Here is a 19498-nt window from a genome sequence, read left to right as displayed (position 1 = left end):
CCTTCATCTCCGCCTGTAAGGGACTGCGAAACAGCATAGGCGGGCGAAACTTGTCGGTAAATCGCCGTATTGTCATTGTTTTCCGGTAGCAGCTTCTTCTAATTAGGGGCCAATGACCGAATGATACGGGGGCAGACATGACGACAGGCTTTGATGAACCCGTAAACGAGTCAACCAGTGACGACGATGTCTATGCGCTGGATCGCAAGACCGTAGCGGCCATACTATATGCAGTTGATGTAGACGACCGCGACAAGCTGGTTGAGCTGATGGAGCCGCTGCACCCGGCCGACATCGCCGACCTTCTGGAACAGATCAACCCGTATGATCGGGCCCGCCTGATCCGCCTGTATGACAAGGAGTTTGACGGCGACATCCTCTCGGAACTCGATGAGGCGGTGCGCGAAGAGATCATTGGTATCCTGAAGCCCGACGTTCTGGCCGACGCCGTGCGCGAGATGGAAAGCGACGACGTTGTCGACCTGCTGGAAGACCTTGAAGAGCCGCAGCAGGAAGCCATCCTTGACGCGTTGGAGGATTCCGAACGGGTCGCGGCTGAACAAGCGCTGTCTTACCCGGAAAACTCGGCCGGTCGTCTCATGCAGCGCGAGGTGGTCATGGCGCCCGAGCATTGGGCGGTTGGGCAGGCCATCGACTTCATGCGGGCCAATGACGATCTGCCGGAACAGTTCTATCACGTGGTGTTGGTCGATCCGCGGCTGAAACCCGTGGCGCAGGTCACGCTGGGCAAGCTGATGGCGACCCGGCGCGACGTGCCGTTGCATGACATCGCCGAGGAAGAATTCCACTCGATCCCCGTCGATCAGGACGAAGAGGATGTGGCCTATGCCTTCAACCAGTACCACCTGATCTCGGCCCCGGTGGTCGATGCGAATGGGCGGCTGGTCGGCGTGATCACCATCGACGATGCAATGGTCGTTCTGGATGAAGAACACGAAGAAGACATTCTGCGCCTTGCGGGCGTGAGCGACGAAAGCTCGATCTCGGACAGTGTGGCCGCCACCAGCCGGCGGCGTCTGCCGTGGCTGGCGGTGAACCTGTGTACGGCGATCTGTGCCTCATTGGTTATCTCGCAGTTCGAGGCGGCGATTGATCAATTGGTGGCGCTGGCGATTTTGATGCCGATCGTGGCGTCGATGGGCGGCAATGCGGGGACGCAGTCGTTGACGGTTGCGGTGCGGGCGCTGGCGACGCGCGACCTGACCAACGCCAACGTCATGCGCGTTATCCGGCGGGAATTGCTGGTGGGGATGCTGAACGGGCTGTGTTTTGCCATCGTGCTGGGGACGGTGGGGATGATGTGGTTCGATTCTCCGATGCTGGGTGTCGTGATCGGGTCGGCCTTGGTCGTGAATATGGTCATCGCGGGCTTTGCAGGTACGGTAGTACCGGTGGTGCTGGACCGCATGGGCGTTGACCCTGCGCTGGCGTCGGGGACCTTCGTGACCACCACAACGGATGTCATGGGGTTCTTCATCTTTCTTGGGCTTGCCAGCGTGGTGCTACTGTGACCGATCTGACCGACATCAAAGCCGCCGCGCGCAAGGCGGCTTTTGCGCGCCGAAAGGCTGCGTTCGACACCCGTTTGCCCGGAGCCGCCGGACGTTTGTCCGAGGTTCTGGCCGGACACCGGGGCGTGCCTCTGTCTGGCTACATGCCGATCCGTACCGAGATTGATCCGCTGGCTGCGATGGCCGAGGCCTCGGCTTATGGCCCCGTTGGTGTGCCGGTGATCCAAGCAGCCGGGCAACCGCTGAAGTTTTCGCGCTGGACGCCCGAAGGTGCGCTGAAAGACGGCCCGTTCGGCGCCAAGGTGCCTGAGGTCGATGACTATTTCGACCCCGAAATTCTGATCGTACCGCTGGTCGCCTTCGATGCGCAGGGCGGGCGGCTGGGTTACGGCGGCGGTTTTTATGACCGCACGCTGGAAGGCTTGCGCGCAAAACGCCCTACGTTGGCCATCGGTTTTGCCTTTGACGCGCAAGAGGCCGAAGGGCTGCCGCTGGAGCCCACCGATCAGCCGCTGGATATGGTGATCACCGAAAGCCGGGTGCTGACCTTTTCGGCCTGATCGCCTCAGGTCGGGCTGTTTTCGCGGAAGTATTCCCAGGCATCGACTTCGCGCCCATCGGGCAGAATGCAGACGCCTGATTGCCCGTTGTCGCCGTCGCGAATTTCGTATCTTGCACCACTTTCCACGCAGAACGTGGCAGCGGGATTTGCCAGTTGCGTCGATGAATCCGACGCGGGCACCTCATCACAAGCGGTGAGTGCGATCAGGCCAAGAGCGGCAATAAGAGGGCGAGGCATCAAGAATCTCCTGTTGAAAGGGCTTTGGCAGTTTATGCAGGCAGCTTAACCACTTGTGCTTGGCCATTACCACACTTAGGACAGGTTGGATGAGGATACTTTTTCTGGGTGACGTCATGGGCCGCGCGGGACGCACGGCCGTACAGCAACATCTGCCGCGTTTGCGTGACGAATGGCGGCTGGATTTTGTTGTGATCAATGGCGAGAACGCCTCGAACGGGATGGGTCTGACCGGGGATCACGCCAAGCTGCTGCTGGACGCCGGTGCCGATTGTCTGACGCTGGGCGATCACGCGTTTGACCAGAAAGACATGCTGCAATTCATTGAAAAAGAGTCGCGCATCGTACGCCCGGTGAACTTTGCCAAAGGCGCGCCGGGTCGGGGACATCGCCTATTCAATGCACCCGGAGGCCGCAAGGTGCTGGTGGTGCAGGTGCTGGGGCAGGTGTTCATGAAACGGCCCTTCGATGATCCGTTCTCGGCGATTGAACCGATCCTTAAGTCCCACCCGCGCGGGGGGCAGGCAAACGCCATCATCGTTGACATGCATTGCGAGGCGACGTCCGAGAAGATGGCGATGGGCCATTACTGCGACAAACGCGCCAGCCTTGTGGTGGGGACGCATACCCATGTGCCCACGGCAGACGCGCAGATCCTGCCAGGTGGCACAGCTTACCTGACCGATGCTGGGATGTGCGGAGACTATGACTCGGTGATCGGCATGGACAAGATCGAACCGATGCGCCGCTTCATCACCGGAATGCCCAAGGCGCGGTTCACCCCTGCAAATGGCGAGGCAACGCTGAGCGGTGTGTTCGTCGAGACCGATGACCGCGACGGGCAGGCAAAATCTGTGCAGATGGTCCGCGTTGGCGGGCGCTTGCAGCAGGCTGGGCCGCAGTAAGGCTTGCTCTGCCGCGCGCAATGCGGGAAACTGCCCGGCGGGCGCGCAAGCCAGGTCAAGGTTCGGACACAAAACCAAGAATGCAATTCCTTCAACTGACAGAAACGGGCAGCGCGATCGTGGCGCTGATGGTCGTTGCGGGCATGTTCGTCATGTTCCTGCGCGAGGTTTACCCGACCGAGGTGGTCGCCATCGGTGGCGTTGCCATCATGCTGGTGACCGGCATTCTGCCGTATCAGAGCGCGCTGGGGGTGCTGTCCAACCCTGCACCGTGGACGATCGCGGCAATGTTCATCATCATGGGGGCATTGGTGCGGACCGGGGCGCTGGATGCGTTTACCTCGACCGCGCAAAAGCAGGCGCAGGTGAATCCGCGCTTTGCCATTGGTCTGTTGATGGCGTTCGTCGTGTTGGCCTCGGCCGTGGTGTCGAACACGCCGGTCGTGGTCGTGATGATTCCGGTCTTTGTGCAAATCGCACGCACGCTGAACGTTCCGGCCTCGAAACTGCTGATCCCGCTGAGCTACGCGGCGATTTTGGGCGGTACGCTAACCCTGATTGGGACCTCGACCAACCTGCTGGTCGATGGTGTGGCCCGGGCACAGGGGATGAAGGCGTTTTCGATCCTCGAGGTTACGCCGCTGGGCATCGCGCTGGTGATCTATGGCATGGTCTACCTGCGTTTCATAGCTCCACGCCTGTTGCCGGACCGCGACAGCATGGCCTCGCTGCTGTCCGACCGGTCCAAGATGAAGTTCTTCACCGAAGCTGTCATTCCCCCCGACAGCAACCTGATCGGGCGCGAAGTGACAGGGGTGCAGTTGTTCAAACGCCCCGGCGTGCGTCTGATCGACGTGATCCGGGGCGACGAGTCGCTGCGGCGCAACCTGAAAGGGGTTGAGCTGAAACTCGGTGACCGCGTGGTTCTGCGTACTGAAATGACCGAGTTGCTGAGCCTGCAAAGCAACAAGGAACTCAAGCGCGTCGATCAGGTTTCGGCGGTTGAAACTAAGACGGTCGAAGTGCTGATCACTCCCGGTTGCCGCATGGTGGGCCGAACGCTTGGCACGCTGCGTCTGCGCCGCCGGTATGGTGTCTATGTGCTGGCGGTGCATCGGCGGAACCAGAATATCGGGCGTCAGCTGGATGATCTGGTGGTGCGGGTCGGCGATACGCTGCTGCTGGAAGGGTCCCCCGCAGACATCCAAAAACTGGCGTCCGACATGGATATGGTCGACGTAACGCAACCCTCGGCCCGTGCGTTCCGCCGTAGCCATGCGCCGATCGCCATTGGTGCGCTGGTGGGGATCGTCGTGCTGGCCGCGCTGGGCGTGGCGCCGATCCTGCTGCTGTCGGTTCTGGCGGTCGCGGTGGTGCTGCTGACCCGCTGCATCGACGCGGATGAGGCATTTTCCTTTGTCGAGGGCCGCCTGTTGGCGCTGATCTTTTCTATGCTTGCCATCGGTGCGGCGCTGGACAAATCCGGGGCCGTTTCGCTGATTGTCGAAGCGATTGCTCCGGGCCTAAGCGTGCTGCCGCCTTTCCTGATCATCTGGGCCGTCTACCTGCTGACCTCGGTGCTGACTGAACTGGTGTCGAACAATGCCGTGGCCGTGGTGGTGACACCGATTGCCATCGGTTTGGCGCAGGCGGTCGGGATCGACCCGCGCCCGCTGGTGGTGGCGGTGATGGTGGCGGCCTCGGCCTCCTTCGCTACGCCGATCGGGTATCAGACCAACATGATGGTTTACGGCCCCGGCGGCTATAGATTCACCGACTTCCTGAAAGTTGGCGTGCCGTTGAACTTGACGGTCGGTTTGCTGGCCTCTTTGCTGATCCCGTTTATCTGGCCCCTTTAAGATCGGCGCGGAACCGCCGGTTTTTAGGGGCTTAGCTTGTAATCTCTGATCCCGCCCCAATCTTTCTCTTCAAAGCGTCTGAAGAGAAAGGACAGGATCATGCCTTTTCCAAAGATAGGTCAGGCCATTGTGGCCAGTGCGGTCGTATTGGGGTTGCTGGGTGGTTACAGCACTGCCCAAACTACAAACGAACCGGTGAGCCTTGAAGATACCAAATGGTCCGCCATTGGGTTGAACGGTGGCGTTCTGGACATGGATAAACGCCCCGAAATCGCGTTTGAGGCCGGTGGGGCTTTTGGCGGCAGCGGAGGCTGCAACCGTATCAAAGGGCAGGTCGAGATATCTGATGGGCAGATCGACTTTCCGGACAATATCGCGGCAACCCTGATGGCCTGCCCGCCAGAAATGGAACAGGTTGAGCGCCAGTTTTTGGACGCGCTGCAAAACGTGACTGCTTATGCTGTAGCAGGGGACAATCTGGTCATGCTGGACAGCGCGGGTGAGCCGGTGCTGAAATTTGTGCGTATGCCATAAGACCGGGCGGTCAGGCCACCGCCCGTGACCGCCCCGCATTGCGGCCCGAAAAGATGCAGCCGCCCAGAAACGAGCCCTCCAGCGCGTTGTAACCGTGATAGCCGCCGCCACCGAACCCGGCGACCTCTCCGGCGGCGAACAGGCCAGGGACGACCTGACCATCTGCGCCGATCATCTGGCTGTCGAGATTGGTTTGCAGCCCGCCTAGCGTCTTGCGTGTCAGCACATGCAGCTTCACTGCGATCAGCGGGCCATTGGCCGGATCAAGGAACTTGTGCGGCTTGGCGGTGCGGATCAGCTTATCCCCCCGGTAATTACGCGCGGCAAGGATGGCTGCCATCTGCGCGTCCTTTGTGAACGGGTTGTCGACCTGACTATCCCGCGCCTCAATCTGAGCGCGCAGATGCGCCTCGTCGATCAGACCGCCGCCCAACTGGTTCATGCCACTGACCAACTCGGTCAGAGTGTTGGCGACGATGAAATCCTCACCATGCTCCTTGAACGCCTCAACCGGCGCGGTGGCTTTTGATCCGGTCAGGACGCGCTGGAACAGCACCTCGCGCCAGCCGCCTTCCGTCATGTCGGGATTTTGTTCGGAACCCGACAGGGCGAATTCCTTCTTGATCACCTTTTGGGTCAGCACGAACCAGCTGTATTCATGACCGGTTTTCAGGATCTCCTTCAGCGTGCCCAGCGTATCGAACCCCGGCATACAGGGCGGTTTCAGCCGATTGCCCCGCGCGTCAAACCACATTGAGCTGGGCCCGGGCAGGATACGGATGCCATGCGAGGGCCAAATCGGGTTCCAGTTGCGCACGCCCTCGGTGTAATGCCACATCCGGTCACCGTTGATCACGTGGCCGCCGGCCTTTTCGCTGATGCCGATCATGCGGCCATCGACGTGGAACGGCACGCCGGCCACCATGTCCTTTGGCGGCTCGCCCAGCCGGTCGCGGGGCCAGTTCTTGCGCACCATCTCGAAATTGCCGCCGATCCCGCCCGAGGTTACGATGACCGAGGGCGCATAGACCTCGAATTCCCCCACTTCATCGCGGTTGGTTTTGGCACCATGAGGGGCGGAGTCATCGGCCAGAACCTCGCCCGATACCCCTTTGGCGCCACCGTTCTGCATGATGATGTGGCTGACTTGGTGGCGGAATTTAATCTCGATCAGTCCGGCGCTGACATGGTCCTGCACACGGCGGATGAAGTGTTTCAAAACGCCCGGCCCGGTGCCCCATGTAATGTGAAACCGCGGAACCGAGTTGCCGTGACCATCCGCATAAGACCCGCCACGCTCGGCCCAACCGACGATGGGGAACCAGCGCAGGCCCATCTCGTATAGCCAGGGGCGCATCTCTCCGGCGGCGAATTCGACATAAGCTTCGGCCCATTTGCGCGGCCAGGCGTCTTCGTCGCGGTCGAACTGCGCGCTGCCCATCCAGTCGCGCAAGGCCAGATCGTGGCTGTCTTTGATCCCCATCCGCCTCTGTTCCGGGGTGTCGACCATGAACAACCCGCCGAGGCTCCAGAACGCTTGCCCGCCCAGAAAATGCTCGGGTTCCTGATCCAGTACGATTACTTTCTTGCCGCGATCCGCCAGTTCGGCTGCGGCAGCCAGCCCAGCCAATCCGGCGCCCACGACGATGGCATCAGCAGTGTTGTTGGTCATGTCTTGTCCTTTCAGCGGCTGCGAAGCCAGGCGATATAGGGCAGGGCTACGACGTACATCATGATCCCGTAAACGGCCGAGGGCAGGGCCAGCGGGCTAAACCCGCTATCCGTTCCCGTGATCAGCGCCGCCAGCGTAATCCCCAGCGTCGAGTTTTGGATGCCGGTTTCGATTGAGACCGTCTTACTCTCATTCCACGACAGTTTCGCGGCACGCGCCAACCCCAGCCCGATGGCCAGCAGAGCGATGTTCAAGGTGACCAACCCGGCCCCCATGATCCCAAGATTGTCGATAAACAGCCGCCAGTTCCCGGCGAGTGCTGCGAGGACGATCAGGACAAAAAGGGCAGTCGCAAGTTTGGACAGAGGCGCGTCAATCCGTTCCGCAAAGGTGGGCGCGAAATGGCGCAGGCTGACGCCGATAGCCACGGGTAGGGTGGTGATCAGGAACAGGGCGACCGCCAGACCGGTGATCGAGACCTCGGGGGCGTCCTCGCCCATGAAGTGAGTGATGGACCAGGCCGCCAGAATGGGAACGGTCAGCATGGAGAGCAAGCTTATGACCGCAGTCAGGCTGACCGACAGGGCGACATCCCCCTTGGCCAGTTTCGACAGGATGTTGCTGGTCACACCGCCAGGGCAAAAACTGAGCAGCATGAAGCCCACCGCGATCTCGGGCGGCAGGGCGAACAGCTTGACGGTCACGAAGGCTGCGATAGGCAGCAGCACCACCTGGCTTAGTGCACCAATGGCGAAGGGGTAGCCTCGTGTCAGTACGCGTCGAAAATCAGCGACATGCAGCCCGACGCCCAGAGACAGCATGATCACGGCCAGCGACAACGGCAGGCCGACATTGATAAGCAGATCCAAGAACAACTCCTCCCAAAGCCGTTCGGACCAGCCTATGCGAGGGGTGAAGAGTCAGGCAACCGCGCCGTTGGGTCACATATAGCGCTGAGTGAATCGGCGCAGGATTTCGCCGGGTTGGGTGACATCGGCGGCGTGGCAGATATCGATCAGGCGCTGGGCGTCTTCGGGCGGGAAATAGCCGTGGTGCTTGTAGATATTGATGCGCTCTTCAAAATCGCGCGCGTTGGCCTCGGGGTGGAATTGCGTGGCATAGACGTTCTGGCCCCAGCGGATCATCTGAAACGGGCAGGGGTCCGAGGCCACAAGGTGAACACACCCGTCGGGCAGGGTCTGCACAGCCTCTTTATGGCCGACGAAAGCGTCGAAGGTCTGATCCAGTCCGGAGGTTAGCGGATCACGCGCGCCGTCTTCGGTTAGGTGACAGGTCGAGGGGCCGACGGGTTCTCCGTACTGGTCCTTGCTGACATTACCGTCCAGATGCGCAGCCAGAATGCCGAGGCCGTAGCAGCAACCCATGAACGGATGATCCTTCGCGGTGATCTGTGGCATCAGACCCATGATGGCCGCTTCGATACGCGCATCCATTGGGGATTTCGTGGCCGGATCGTCGCTGACGCAGCCGGGGCCGCCACCAACGATCACGCCGGCATAGTCAGTGACATTCAGCCCTGCGGGCAGGTCCTCGCAATCCAGACGAATGCGGTGGGTCTGGTCCGGCGACAGGCCGGTCTTGTCCAGGATCGAGGCGTATTCGGCGTCCGACGCCTCGGTTTCGGGGCGCAGTTGCAGGATCAGAAATCGTTTCATGCGGTGCCTTTACCCGTCAAAGCGGCCAAAAGACAAGAATGGCGGGAATGGAAACCGCGACGATGAGGATTTCTAGAGGCAGCCCCATGCGCCAATAGTCGCCAAAGCGATAACCGCCGGGACCCAGAACCAGCGTATTGTTCTTGTGCCCGATCGGCGTAAGGAACGCGGCCGAGGCCGCCACGGCGACGGTCATCAGAAACGGATCGGGCGAAACTTCAAGCGTGCGCGCCATCTGGATTCCGACTGGGGCGGCTACGATCGCGGTGGCGGTGTTATTCAGCACGTCCGACAGGGTCATCGTGACGATCATCAGCACCGTCAGAATCGCCCATGCGGGCAGGCCGTCGGTCAGCTGCACCAGCGCATTGGCGATCAATTCGGTGCCGCCCGAGGTCTCCAACGCGCTGCCCAGCGGGATCATCGAGCCCAGCAACACGACGACCGGCCATTCGATATGATTGTAGAGATCGGCGATCGGCATGATTTTGGTCAGCACATAGGCCACCACGACCAGCCCCAGAGCAATCGGCAGGTAGATCAACCCAACACTGGCCGCCAGCACCGCGGCGGCAAACAGGCCGATGGCCAGCCAAGCCTTGTCATTGGCGGTGACGTTCAGGCCACGCTCGGCCAGCGGCAGACAACGCAGCCACTCGGTCACATCCACGCTCCGGTCGCGCGGGCAAAGCAGCAGCAGGATGTCGCCCGCCTCAACCTCGGTCTTGCGGACCTGTTCGGTGATGCGGCGGCCCTGGCGCGAGATCCCCATCAGCACGGTGCTTTGTCGCCAGGCCAAGCCCAGCCCTTGCGCCGTGCGCCCGGTGATGCGGGAACTTTCGGGGGCGACGACTTCTATCACCTCCAGCCCGTCGCCCTCGGCGGTCAGCAATTCCTGCCGCCGTGTGTCCGAGAAATCGAGGTTCAGTGCGGCGCGAAATTCGTCCAGCGCCTCGGGTCGGGCCTCAAGCACCAGCGCATCGCCCTGTTTCAGCGTAGCATGGGCCGAGCGGCCATAGCGCCGCTTGCCGTCCCGGATCAGGCCGAGGATGGCGACGTCGGACTTCTCGGCGGCCTCATAAAGCTCGCTCACCCGTTTGCCGATATGCGGTGATTCCGGGGGAACCGTCAGTTCGGCGATGTATTCCGCCAGCGCCTCGGACGTTTCTTCCTGCGGGCCCCGGTTCGGGATCAACCGCCATCCGATCAGCGAGACAAAAGCCAGCCCGGCAATCGCAGCCAGCCCACCAACCGGGGCAAAGTCGAACATCTTGAACGGCTCGCCCAGTGTTTCCTGCCGGATTGAGGCGATGATGATGTTCGGAGGTGTGCCGATCAGCGTCGCCATGCCACCAAGAATGGTGGCAAAGCTCAACGGCATCAGGGTCAGGCCCACCGACCGCCCCGCCTTGCGCGCGGTCTGGATATCGACCGGCATCAGCAGCGCCAGCGCGGCAACGTTGTTCATGAAGGCCGACAAAATCGCGCCGATTCCGCCCATGAGTGCGATATGCGCACCCAGCCCCCGCGAGGCATCGACCAGAGTGCGGGTGATCAGGAACACAGCGCCCGACCGGACCAACCCGGCTGATACGACCAGAACCAATGCCACGATTATGGTCGCCGGATGGCCAAATCCGGCAAAAGCGTCGTCGACAGGCACAACCCCCAGCACGACTCCGAACAGCAGCGCGGAAAAGGCTACAAGATCATAGCGGAAGCGCCCCCAGAGAAGCATTCCGAATACAGTGGCGAAAAGGGCAAAAAGAATAATCTGATCTGTCGTCATGCCGCCACCATACCCGCAAGGCGGTCTTGGACAAGCCGCTCTCTTGATCCCATGCCCCGCAAACGTCTATATGAGCGCCGAATACGCAATCACTATCATGAGGACGCAACATGGCAGGCCATTCCAAATGGGCCAACATCCAGCACCGCAAGGGGCGTCAGGACGCCGCGCGGTCCAAACTGTTTTCCAAACTGTCGAAAGAGATCACCGTCGCCGCCAAGATGGGCGATCCCGATCCCGACAAGAACCCGCGCCTGCGTCTGGCTGTTAAGGAAGCCAAGTCGAACTCGGTCCCCAAGGACGTGATCGACCGAGCGATCAAGAAATCGGTTGCAGGCGAGGGCGACGATTACGAAGAAATCCGGTACGAGGGCTATGGCCCGAACGGCGTCGCCGTGATCGTTGAGACGATGACCGACAACCGCAACCGGACCGCGTCGACCGTGCGCTCGACCTTCTCGAAAAACGGCGGAAACCTGGGCGAGACCGGCTCGGTCGGATTCATGTTCGAACGCAAGGGCGAGGTGGTTTATACCGCCGCTGTTGGCGATGCCGACACCGTGTTCGAAGCAGCCATCGAAGCGGGTGCCGAAGATGTCGAAAGCTCGGACGAAGGGCACATCATCTGGTGCGCCGATACCGATCTGAACGACGTGTCGAACGCGCTGGAAGCCGCGCTGGGTGAGTCCGAGTCGACCAAGCTGGTCTGGAAGCCGACCACAACGACCGAGTTGGGTCTGGACGACATGCAAAAGCTGATGAAGCTGGTCGATGCTTTGGAAGACGATGATGACGTCCAGCGCGTCACTACCAACTTCGAGGCCACGGACGAGGTCATGGCGCAGCTCTGATCCGCACCAAATAGCAGTCATAGAAAACCCGGCCACTGGTCGGGTTTTTCTTTTTCCGTTCATGTGCTTCTTGGCCGGTTGCCTGGAACCCTATAGGCTGGCAGGCAGTTTTCCCGTGGGGCAGATGAAGCAAGAGATCGTATGACCGACGCCATACCCAAGCGGAACATTCCGGTTCTGGCCGGGCAGAGCATTCTGTCTCAGGTCGCGTGGACGCTGGGCAGCCCCTCTGTGGTGCTGCCGTTTCTGGCCGTATCGCTGGAACTGCCGATGTTCATTGCCGGGGCTCTGGTATCGATCCGAATGGCGGGCAGCATGATCTCGGACGTGTTTCTGGCGCAGCCGATTGCGGCCCGCCAACAGAAGAAACGCGGGATTGCTCTGACTGAAATTGCCATCGGCGCCTGCCTTGTCATGGCGGTGGTGGTGGCATCGACCGGAGTGGTTCCCGCCATCGGCATGGCGTTTGTTGCGGCCTTCTTCCTGATCGGTCTGATCGAAGAGATTCAGTCGTTGATGTATACCGACCTCATCGGCGATCATGTGCATTCCAAATCGCGGATGATCTTGCACTATTTGCAGCTGGGCATTGGCGGGTTGGGGGCCATCGGGCTGGCGCTGCTGGTGCATGAGATCACCAAGGAAAACCCACCCTTTTCGCGCCATTCCGCGGTGATTGCCGTCTCGGTCACGTTCTTCGTCCTGTCGGGGCTGTGCATTCTGGCCATGTCCGAGATCGCCAAGAAGACCGAGGGCAAGGGTGACGCACCGGCTGTGCGGAAACGCAAGCTCTCGGAGAATTTCACCGACATCCTTGCCATGTTCGATCAGGCCTGGTTCCGCCGCTATATGATGATGCGCATGCCTTTGGTTGTGGTGTCTCTGTCTGTGCCCTTCTTTGCCCTGATTGCAGCCGAGGCGCATCACGCGTCAGCCAAAGGTTTGACGGCCATGATCATCTCATCCGCGTCGGGCTATCTGGTTTCGGCCCCTTTGTGGCAATTGGTGAATATGAAATCGCACCGCGCCGTGATGGTGGTGGGCAACCTCATGGTGGCCTTCACCGGGGGTACGCTGTTGGCGGTGCATTTTCTGGGGATCGATCATGCGGTGCATCTTCACGCGGTGGCGCTGTTCATCGTCACCGTGGCCGTGACGGGCATCAGCGGGGCCAGAAGACTGTATTTTTGGGACGTGGCCCCCAAGGATCAGCGCGTCAAAGGGGCAGCGGCGATCAAGAGTATCTGTCGGATTACGGCGGTTATCCTGTCGGCCGCACTGGCGGCGGTCGCGCATATGCACGAGGTCGCCTGGGCGGTATTCTTCATCGTGCTCGTCAGCCTGTTTGCTGCCATCACCTGTTACCGGGTGGTGTTGCCGAACACAAAAAAGCCTGAGGCGGCTTGAGGCGTTCTGTCAGTGCTGAGTGGGGAGCAACGCCTGTGCCGCAACTTGTTTGACCGAAGCGGTCAGTGGTGCCAGCGCAGAGGACAATACGCGGCCCACTTGCCATGTCAGCGGTACGTCCAGGGGCGCGTCGGGCAGCAGCGGAACCAACCGCCCGTCATCCAACGCTTGCTGTGCCAGCCCGATTGGGTTCATACCCCAACCCATCCCCGCCATTGCCGCGTCCACGAAACCCTGCGGTGAGGGTAGGAAATGCGAGGGCGGCGCAATCCTCTGACCGGTTTGTTCGGTGATCCACGATTTCTGCAGGCTATCTTTGCGGTTGAATGTCAGGCAGGGAGCCCGTGCCAGCGTATGTGCGGTCACACCATCGGCAAACCACTGGTGCATATAGCTTGGGCTTGCTGTCGCAATATAGCGTAGGGCCCCCAGATCGGTGGTGTCGCAACCTGCCACCAGTTGGCTACCCACCGTGATGGCAGCGCTGACCTCTCCGCGCCGCAGCCATTCCGCGGAATGGTCCTGATCATCAACCACCAGATCGAACAGCAAGCCATCAACCTGCGCCATGGCATCGATGAACCATGTCGCCAGAACGTCGGCGGGAACGGCCACGCGAACGCGGGCCGGGCCACTTGCCTGATCCAGGGTCAGTTCTCGGGCCAGCTTGGCCTCAAGCAGCCCGATATCCTCGGCATGTTGCGCAATCCGCAACCCGGCCGGGGTGCCCGTGCAGGGCGTGCCGCGATGGATCAGGGCCGCGCCGACGCGATCCTCCAGCGCTTTGATCCGCTGTGAAATGGCCGAGGGCGTCACGGCCAACTCGACTGCGGCGGCTTCAAAGCTACCGTGGCGCAGGATGGAAGACAGCGCCGACAGATGATTGGGATCAAGCAGCATTAGTCATACTTAACTGAGGTCAACATATTTAATTTGATAGAAGGCAGCAATAGCCGTAGTCAATGCCTCGAAACCACAGGAGGTCACATGTCTACATCCCTGATCGCAGGCTTCGCATTGGGCTTCAGCCTTATCCTCGCCATCGGTGCACAGAACGCTTTTGTGCTGCGCCAAGGCTTGCGGCGCGAGCATGTACTGCCCTTGTGCCTGACCTGCGCAGTGTCCGACGCCATCCTGATTGCGGCGGGCGTAGCAGGGTTCGGCGCGCTGGCCTCGGCAGCGCCCTGGTTCGAAACGGTCATGCGCTACGGCGGGGCGATCTTTCTGACATGGTACGGTCTGCGCAGCCTGCAATCGGCCTGGCGCGGCGGTGCGGTGATGGACCTGGCCGAAGGGAAGCGTGCCAGCTTGCGGTCGGTACTGCTAACCGTTCTGGCCTTCACCTGGCTGAACCCGCATGTTTATCTGGATACGGTTGTGCTGATCGGGTCGATCTCAGCCCAATATGACGATCGGCTGGCCTTTGCGTTGGGCGCGATGTCGTCCAGTTTCGTGTTCTTCTTTTCCTTGGGTTATGGGGCCGGAGTTCTCTCTCCGGTCTTTGCCAGACCGCGCGCCTGGCAGGTTCTGGATGTTGTGATCGGGGTGGTCATGCTGGGGATTGCTCTCAAACTTGTGGTGATGTGACGGGTTGCTCCGGCTGGGGTTTCGGTGTTCAACCGTTAACATGACAACTCTTGCCCCCACTTATCGCCCACTGGTGGGCATGTTCTGGATGTTTGCCGCCGGGGTGTCCTTTGTTGTCATGACCGCGCTGGTCAAGTCGCTGGGCTCAACGATGGACCCGATACAGGCGGCGTTCATCAGATTTGTCTTCGGTCTGGTTTTTCTGCTGCCCGCCCTGAAACTTGTCCTGACAACACATCTGACACGACGACACCTGACGCTGTTCGGAATACGCGGGATCGTGCACGCAGTGGCGGTGATGCTGTGGTTTTTCTCGATGACACAGATTCCCTTGGCTGAGGTCACGGCGATGAACTACATGACTCCGGTCTATGTCACCTTGGGCGCGGCGCTGTTTCTAGGCGAGAAGCTGGCATTTCGCCGGATTGCCGCGATCTGTGTGGCGGTGATCGGCGTCCTCATTATTCTGCGGCCCGGATTCCGCGAAGTCTCAGCAGGCCACTTGACGATGCTGGGTACATCTCTGGGGCTGGGCGGGTCCTACCTGATCGCAAAGGCACTTGTGCGTGATCTTCCGCCATCGGTTGTCGTCGCGCACATGTCAATCTGGGTGACGATTGCCCTGATCCCATTTGCGGTGGCGGTCTGGACGCCGCCCAGTCTGCGTGATCTGGGTGTACTTTTCTTGGTCGCCAGCTTTGCCACAGCGGGACACTATTTCATGACGATCGCGTTAAAAGCGGCGCCTGTGGCGGTCACGCAGCCGGTAACTTTCCTGCAACTGATCTGGGCCACGTTGGTCGGCGCACTGGTCTTTCATGAAAGCGTCGATGCGTGGGTTGTCGCAGGCGGTACACTGATCCTGTCTGCCGTCAGCTTTATCGCCTGGCGCGAAGCGGTTCTGAACCGGAGTAATCTGACGACTCCCAGTATTGCGCCCAAGATTTAGCGGTATTCTGCGCGTGTGTGCGGTTATTAATTGACGAGTCAATAAAAACCCCGTAGCGTTTTCCCCACTTATCGTTGGGAGGGGATAGCTATGCCGAAACTCGGAATGGAGCCAATCCGTCGCGACGCGATCGTTCGCGCGACGATCGCCGAGCTTGGGTCGAAGAAGTCCCTCGACGTGACCGTCAGCCAAATCGCCAAGCGGGCCGGAATGTCCAGCGCCCTGGCGCATCACTATTTTGGCGGCAAGGACCAGATATTTCTGGCCGCAATGCGGCGCATCCTGTCAGATTTTGGCGCCGAAGCGCGGGGGGAGCTGAAAACAGCAGCGCCAAAGGAACGGGCACAGGCCATCATCCGCGCCTGCTTTGCACCATCCTGTTTTACGCCGGACGTCATCTCGGCATGGATGACGTTTTACGTTCTGGCCCAGACAAACGAAGACGCCCTGCGTTTGTGGCAGATTTATCAGGCGCGTCTCCGGTCCAATCTGGTTGACGCCTTGCGCCCGTTGCTGAGCGACCCGGTCGAAGCGGCCGAGAATATGATCGCGCTGATTGACGGATTGTATATTCGCGCTGCGCTGAGCGCCCCTGAGGAACCCCAACTGGCCGTGGACCACGCGATGCGTGTTCTCAACACTCTGCTCGAGGCTGAAAAATGACAAAACCAAACATTCTGATCCTGATGGTGGATCAGCTCAACGGAACCCTCTTTCCCGACGGTCCCGCAGACTGGCTGCATGCTCCGAACCTGAAAAAGCTGGCAGAGCGGTCGACACGATTTGCCAATACCTACACGGCCTCGCCGCTGTGTGCGCCGGGGCGGGCCAGCTTCATGTCCGGCCAGTTGCCCTCGCGTACCGGGGTCTATGACAACGCCGCCGAGTTCCGCAGCGACATCCCCACCTACGCGCACCACCTGCGCCGCGCCGGGTATTACACCTGCCTGTCGGGCAAGATGCACTTTGTCGGCCCGGATCAACTGCACGGGTTCGAAGATCGTCTGACCACCGACATCTACCCCGCCGATTTCGGCTGGACGCCGGACTATCGCAAGCCGGGTGAGCGGATTGACTGGTGGTATCACAACATGGGATCGGTGACCGGTGCGGGCGTGGCCGAAATCTCGAACCAGATGGAGTATGACGACGAGGTCGCATACAACGCCAAGGCCAAGCTGTACGATCTGGCGCGTGGCAATGATGACCGTCCGTGGTGCGTGACCGTCAGCTTTACCCACCCGCATGATCCCTATGTGGCCCGCCGGAAATACTGGGACCTCTACGAGGATTGCGAACACCTGCTGCCCGAGGTCTCGGATCTGGGCTATGACAATCAGGACCCGCATTCCAAGCGTATCTTCGATGCCAACGACTGGCGCAGTTTTAACATCACTGAGGAAGATATTCGCAAATCACGTCGCGCGTATTTCGCCAATATCTCGTATCTGGACGACAAGATCGGAGAGATTCTCGAGGTTCTGGAAACCACGCGGCAAGAGGCGATCATCCTCTTCGTTTCGGATCATGGCGATATGCTGGGTGAGCGCGGTCTGTGGTTCAAAATGAACTTCTACGAAGGTTCGGCCCGAGTGCCACTGATGATCTCAGCGCCGGATATGCCTGCCGGACGGATCGACACGCCGGTTTCGACCATCGACGTCACACCGACTTTGGGCACGTTAGCGGGCGTAGATATGGACGAGATTGCGCCATGGACTGATGGCGAAGACCTCGTGCCATTGGCACAAGGGGCTGAGCGGACCGCGCCGGTAGCAATGGAATACGCGGCCGAGGCGTCCTACGCTCCGTTGGTTTCCTTGCGCTACGGTAAGTGGAAGTACAACCGCTGCGCGCTGGATCCCGATCAGCTATTCGACGTTGAGGCCGACCCGCACGAACAGGTTAACCTTGCCGAAGATCCCGCCCATGCGGGAACGTTGGAATCCCTGCGTGCGAAATCCGAAGCTCGCTGGGATCTGGATCAGTTCGACGCCGACGTGCGCGCCAGCCAGGCCCGCCGCTGGGTCGTGTACGAGGCTCTGCGGCAGGGTGGTTATTACCCGTGGGATTACCAGCCACTGCAGAAAGCGTCTGAACGCTACATGCGCAATCACATGGATCTGAACACCGTTGAGGAAAGCCAGCGTTTCCCGCGCGGCGAATAACCTCTTCACCTTTTGAAAAATACCCCTGCCGAACGGTTCCAAACGTGGTTCGGCAGGTTATGGAGACCTGAAAAATGGAAGCAGATTTCGTCATCGTTGGCGCAGGGTCCGCAGGCTGCGCGATGGCCTATCGTCTGAGCGAGGCAGGGGCCTCGGTTCTGGTGATCGAGCATGGCGGCACCGATGCGGGGCCGTTCATCCAAATGCCGGCCGCGCTGAGCTATCCGATGAACATGGCGCGCTATGACTGGGGTTATCAGTCCGAGCCCGAGAAGCATCTGAACAACCGCCGTCTGGCCTGCCCGCGCGGCAAGGTGATCGGCGGGTCGTCCTCGATCAACGGGATGGTCTATGTGCGCGGCCACGCCCGCGACTTTGATACGTGGTCCGATATGGGCGCGGATGGCTGGTCCTACGCGGACGTGCTTCCGTATTACAAACGCATGGAAACATGGCATGATGGCGGCCACGGTGGCGATCCCGAATGGCGGGGCAAAGATGGCCCACTGCACGTGTCACGCGGCCCGCGTGAGAACCCTTTGTTCCAGGCCTTTGTCGATGCGGGCCAGCAGGCGGGCTATGAGGTCACTGGCGACTACAACGGTGAAAAGCAGGAAGGCTTTGGCCCGATGGAGCAGACCGTCTGGAAAGGACGGCGCTGGTCGGCGGCAAATGCCTATCTGAAGCCTGCCCTCAAGCGTGACAATTGCGAAGTTGTGCGCGGCTTGGCGTCGCGTGTGGTCATGGAAAATGGCCGTGCGACCGGCGTTGAGCTGATCCGTGGCGGCAAAAAGGAAATCATCCGTGCGCGACGCGAGGTGGTTCTGGCCGCGTCCTCGATCAACTCGCCCAAGTTGCTGATGCTGTCAGGTATCGGTCCGGCGGCGCATCTGGCCGAGCACGGGATCGAAGTTGTGGCCGACCGGCCCGGCGTGGGTGCGAACCTGCAGGATCATCTTGAGCTGTATATCCAGCAAGCCTCGCTGCAGCCGATCACGCTGTATAAGCACTGGAACCTGGTCAGCAAAGGCCTGATCGGGGCGCAGTGGCTGTTCACGAAAACCGGCCTTGGGGCGTCGAACCAGTTTGAAAGCGCGGCCTTCATCCGTTCAAACCCGGGTGTCGAGTATCCGGATATCCAGTACCATTTCCTGCCCATTGCTGTTCGCTATGACGGGCAAGCCGCGGCCGAAGGGCACGGGTTCCAGGCCCACGTCGGGCCGATGCGTTCGCCATCGCGTGGAGCGGTCACGCTACGTTCGGACCGGCCCGAGGACGCGCCGGTGATCCGGTTCAACTACATGAGCCATGAAAAGGACTGGGAAGATTTCCGCAAATGTATCCGCCTGACCCGCGAGATTTTCGGGCAGGACGCGTTCAAACCCTTTGCGGGCAAGGAAATCCAGCCGGGTGCCGATGTGCAGACTGACGAAGAGCTGAACGGCTTTATCGCCGAACATGCCGAGAGCGCCTATCACCCCTGTGGCACCTGCCGCATGGGTCGGGCCGACGACAAAAACGCGGTTGTTGATCCCGAAGGTCGGGTGATCGGTGTGGACGGGCTGCGGGTCGCTGACAGCTCGATTTTCCCGCAGATCACCAACGGCAACCTCAACGCACCATCGATCATGGTGGGCGAGAAGATGTCCGATCACCTGCTGGGCAAAGATGCCTTGCCAAAGGCCAATGATCGTCCGTGGATTCACCCGGCATGGGCGACTGCGCAGCGGTGATTTGATCCGCGTCAAAGCGGGGTGTGAGAAATATCTA

At 60.5% G+C, this 19498-nt stretch carries 18 protein-coding genes; 12 read left to right on the top strand and 6 right to left on the bottom strand.

Features of this window, described 5'->3' with window-relative positions; translation table 11 throughout:
- Positions 1-137 precede the first annotated feature (137 nt).
- Positions 138-1532 carry a magnesium transporter gene (gene mgtE, locus GOX63_RS10005; protein ID WP_170325824.1) on the top strand — a complete coding sequence of 465 codons (1395 nt, stop codon included), beginning with the start codon at positions 138-140 and terminating at the stop codon, positions 1530-1532.
- Entirely contained in the window at positions 1529-2092 is a 564-nt protein-coding gene (locus tag GOX63_RS10000) for a 5-formyltetrahydrofolate cyclo-ligase (protein WP_170325823.1), read from the top strand. The genes mgtE and GOX63_RS10000 overlap by 4 nt, the downstream gene beginning before the upstream one ends.
- A gap of 5 nt (positions 2093-2097) precedes the next feature.
- On the opposite strand, the gene GOX63_RS09995 is transcribed toward GOX63_RS10000, so the two are convergent.
- The gene (locus GOX63_RS09995; protein ID WP_170325822.1) at positions 2098-2331 is read right to left on the bottom strand and encodes a putative hemolysin; all 234 of its coding nucleotides are present in this window, start codon (positions 2329-2331) and stop codon (positions 2098-2100) included.
- Between the two features lie 89 nt (positions 2332-2420).
- Between GOX63_RS09995 and GOX63_RS09990 the strand changes: the two genes are divergently transcribed.
- From GOX63_RS09990 to GOX63_RS09980, 3 genes are all read left to right on the top strand, one after another.
- Positions 2421-3236 (top strand): TIGR00282 family metallophosphoesterase, encoded by an 816-nt coding sequence (locus GOX63_RS09990; protein WP_170545647.1) that lies wholly within the window; start codon positions 2421-2423, stop codon positions 3234-3236.
- 80 nt (positions 3237-3316) lie between these two features.
- Positions 3317-5095, top strand: coding sequence for an SLC13 family permease (locus tag GOX63_RS09985; protein WP_170325820.1), 1779 nt, complete (start codon positions 3317-3319; stop codon positions 5093-5095).
- Positions 5096-5194: 99 nt separating this feature from the next.
- A complete protein-coding gene (locus GOX63_RS09980; protein WP_170545644.1) occupies positions 5195-5629 on the top strand; it encodes an META domain-containing protein in 435 nt (144 codons plus the stop codon).
- Positions 5630-5639: 10 nt separating this feature from the next.
- On the opposite strand, the gene GOX63_RS09975 is transcribed toward GOX63_RS09980, so the two are convergent.
- The 4 genes from GOX63_RS09975 to GOX63_RS09960 form a co-directional block, all read right to left on the bottom strand.
- Positions 5640-7301 (bottom strand): FAD-binding dehydrogenase, encoded by a 1662-nt coding sequence (locus GOX63_RS09975; protein ID WP_170325818.1) that lies wholly within the window; start codon positions 7299-7301, stop codon positions 5640-5642.
- Between the two features lie 11 nt (positions 7302-7312).
- On the bottom strand, positions 7313-8170 hold the full coding sequence (locus GOX63_RS09970) for a bile acid:sodium symporter family protein (RefSeq protein ID WP_170325817.1): 858 nt from the start codon (positions 8168-8170) through the stop codon (positions 7313-7315).
- A gap of 72 nt (positions 8171-8242) precedes the next feature.
- Entirely contained in the window at positions 8243-8977 is a 735-nt protein-coding gene (locus tag GOX63_RS09965; protein WP_170325816.1) for a glutamine amidotransferase, read from the bottom strand.
- Positions 8978-8993: 16 nt separating this feature from the next.
- Positions 8994-10766, bottom strand: coding sequence for an SLC13 family permease (locus tag GOX63_RS09960; RefSeq protein ID WP_170325815.1), 1773 nt, complete (start codon positions 10764-10766; stop codon positions 8994-8996).
- Between the two features lie 110 nt (positions 10767-10876).
- On the opposite strand from GOX63_RS09960, the gene GOX63_RS09955 reads away from it, so the two are divergent.
- Both GOX63_RS09955 and GOX63_RS09950 read left to right on the top strand, forming a co-directional pair.
- Complete coding sequence (locus GOX63_RS09955) at positions 10877-11617, top strand: YebC/PmpR family DNA-binding transcriptional regulator (RefSeq protein WP_170325814.1); 741 nt, start codon at positions 10877-10879, stop codon at positions 11615-11617.
- 141 nt (positions 11618-11758) lie between these two features.
- A complete protein-coding gene (locus GOX63_RS09950; protein WP_170325813.1) occupies positions 11759-13024 on the top strand; it encodes a permease in 1266 nt (421 codons plus the stop codon).
- Between the two features lie 9 nt (positions 13025-13033).
- On the opposite strand, the gene GOX63_RS09945 is transcribed toward GOX63_RS09950, so the two are convergent.
- Positions 13034-13924: a LysR family transcriptional regulator ArgP gene (locus GOX63_RS09945; protein ID WP_170545641.1), complete on the bottom strand. Its 891-nt coding sequence runs from the start codon at positions 13922-13924 to the stop codon at positions 13034-13036.
- Between the two features lie 87 nt (positions 13925-14011).
- Between GOX63_RS09945 and GOX63_RS09940 the strand changes: the two genes are divergently transcribed.
- From GOX63_RS09940 to betA, 5 genes are all read left to right on the top strand, one after another.
- Entirely contained in the window at positions 14012-14611 is a 600-nt protein-coding gene (locus GOX63_RS09940; protein WP_170545638.1) for a LysE/ArgO family amino acid transporter, read from the top strand.
- A gap of 40 nt (positions 14612-14651) precedes the next feature.
- Positions 14652-15560, top strand: coding sequence for a DMT family transporter (locus GOX63_RS09935; protein WP_170545635.1), 909 nt, complete (start codon positions 14652-14654; stop codon positions 15558-15560).
- Positions 15561-15650: 90 nt separating this feature from the next.
- Positions 15651-16223: a choline-binding transcriptional repressor BetI gene (betI, locus tag GOX63_RS09930; RefSeq protein WP_170325809.1), complete on the top strand. Its 573-nt coding sequence runs from the start codon at positions 15651-15653 to the stop codon at positions 16221-16223.
- Positions 16220-17728: a choline-sulfatase gene (gene betC, locus GOX63_RS09925; protein ID WP_170545633.1), complete on the top strand. Its 1509-nt coding sequence runs from the start codon at positions 16220-16222 to the stop codon at positions 17726-17728. Before betI ends, betC begins: the two co-directional genes overlap by 4 nt.
- Positions 17729-17802: 74 nt before the next feature.
- Entirely contained in the window at positions 17803-19461 is a 1659-nt protein-coding gene (betA, locus tag GOX63_RS09920; protein WP_170325807.1) for a choline dehydrogenase, read from the top strand.
- Positions 19462-19498: the final 37 nt, after the last annotated feature.

The sequence above is a fragment of the Ruegeria arenilitoris genome (genome assembly GCF_013031355.1).
GTDB classification, from domain to species: domain Bacteria; phylum Pseudomonadota; class Alphaproteobacteria; order Rhodobacterales; family Rhodobacteraceae; genus Ruegeria; species Ruegeria arenilitoris_C.
This window is presented reverse-complemented; position numbering and strand designations above follow the sequence as displayed.

Excerpts from the sequence above, each read along its gene's own strand:
- GOX63_RS09965 (WP_170325816.1), bottom strand. The coding sequence starts at position 8,977 with ATGAAACGATTTCTGATCCTGCAACTGCGCCCCGAAACCGAGGCGTCG.
- GOX63_RS09955 (WP_170325814.1), top strand. The coding sequence starts at position 10,877 with ATGGCAGGCCATTCCAAATGGGCCAACATCCAGCACCGCAAGGGGCGT.
- GOX63_RS09935 (WP_170545635.1), top strand. The coding sequence starts at position 14,652 with ATGACAACTCTTGCCCCCACTTATCGCCCACTGGTGGGCATGTTCTGG.
- GOX63_RS09990 (WP_170545647.1), top strand. The coding sequence starts at position 2,421 with ATGAGGATACTTTTTCTGGGTGACGTCATGGGCCGCGCGGGACGCACG.
- GOX63_RS09950 (WP_170325813.1), top strand. The coding sequence starts at position 11,759 with ATGACCGACGCCATACCCAAGCGGAACATTCCGGTTCTGGCCGGGCAG.
- betI (WP_170325809.1), top strand. The coding sequence starts at position 15,651 with ATGCCGAAACTCGGAATGGAGCCAATCCGTCGCGACGCGATCGTTCGC.
- GOX63_RS09960 (WP_170325815.1), bottom strand. The coding sequence starts at position 10,766 with ATGACGACAGATCAGATTATTCTTTTTGCCCTTTTCGCCACTGTATTC.
- betA (WP_170325807.1), top strand. The coding sequence starts at position 17,803 with ATGGAAGCAGATTTCGTCATCGTTGGCGCAGGGTCCGCAGGCTGCGCG.
- GOX63_RS09940 (WP_170545638.1), top strand. The coding sequence starts at position 14,012 with ATGTCTACATCCCTGATCGCAGGCTTCGCATTGGGCTTCAGCCTTATC.
- GOX63_RS09945 (WP_170545641.1), bottom strand. The coding sequence starts at position 13,924 with ATGCTGCTTGATCCCAATCATCTGTCGGCGCTGTCTTCCATCCTGCGC.
- GOX63_RS09975 (WP_170325818.1), bottom strand. The coding sequence starts at position 7,301 with ATGACCAACAACACTGCTGATGCCATCGTCGTGGGCGCCGGATTGGCT.
- GOX63_RS09985 (WP_170325820.1), top strand. The coding sequence starts at position 3,317 with ATGCAATTCCTTCAACTGACAGAAACGGGCAGCGCGATCGTGGCGCTG.
- GOX63_RS09980 (WP_170545644.1), top strand. The coding sequence starts at position 5,195 with ATGCCTTTTCCAAAGATAGGTCAGGCCATTGTGGCCAGTGCGGTCGTA.
- GOX63_RS09995 (WP_170325822.1), bottom strand. The coding sequence starts at position 2,331 with ATGCCTCGCCCTCTTATTGCCGCTCTTGGCCTGATCGCACTCACCGCT.
- mgtE (WP_170325824.1), top strand. The coding sequence starts at position 138 with ATGACGACAGGCTTTGATGAACCCGTAAACGAGTCAACCAGTGACGAC.
- betC (WP_170545633.1), top strand. The coding sequence starts at position 16,220 with ATGACAAAACCAAACATTCTGATCCTGATGGTGGATCAGCTCAACGGA.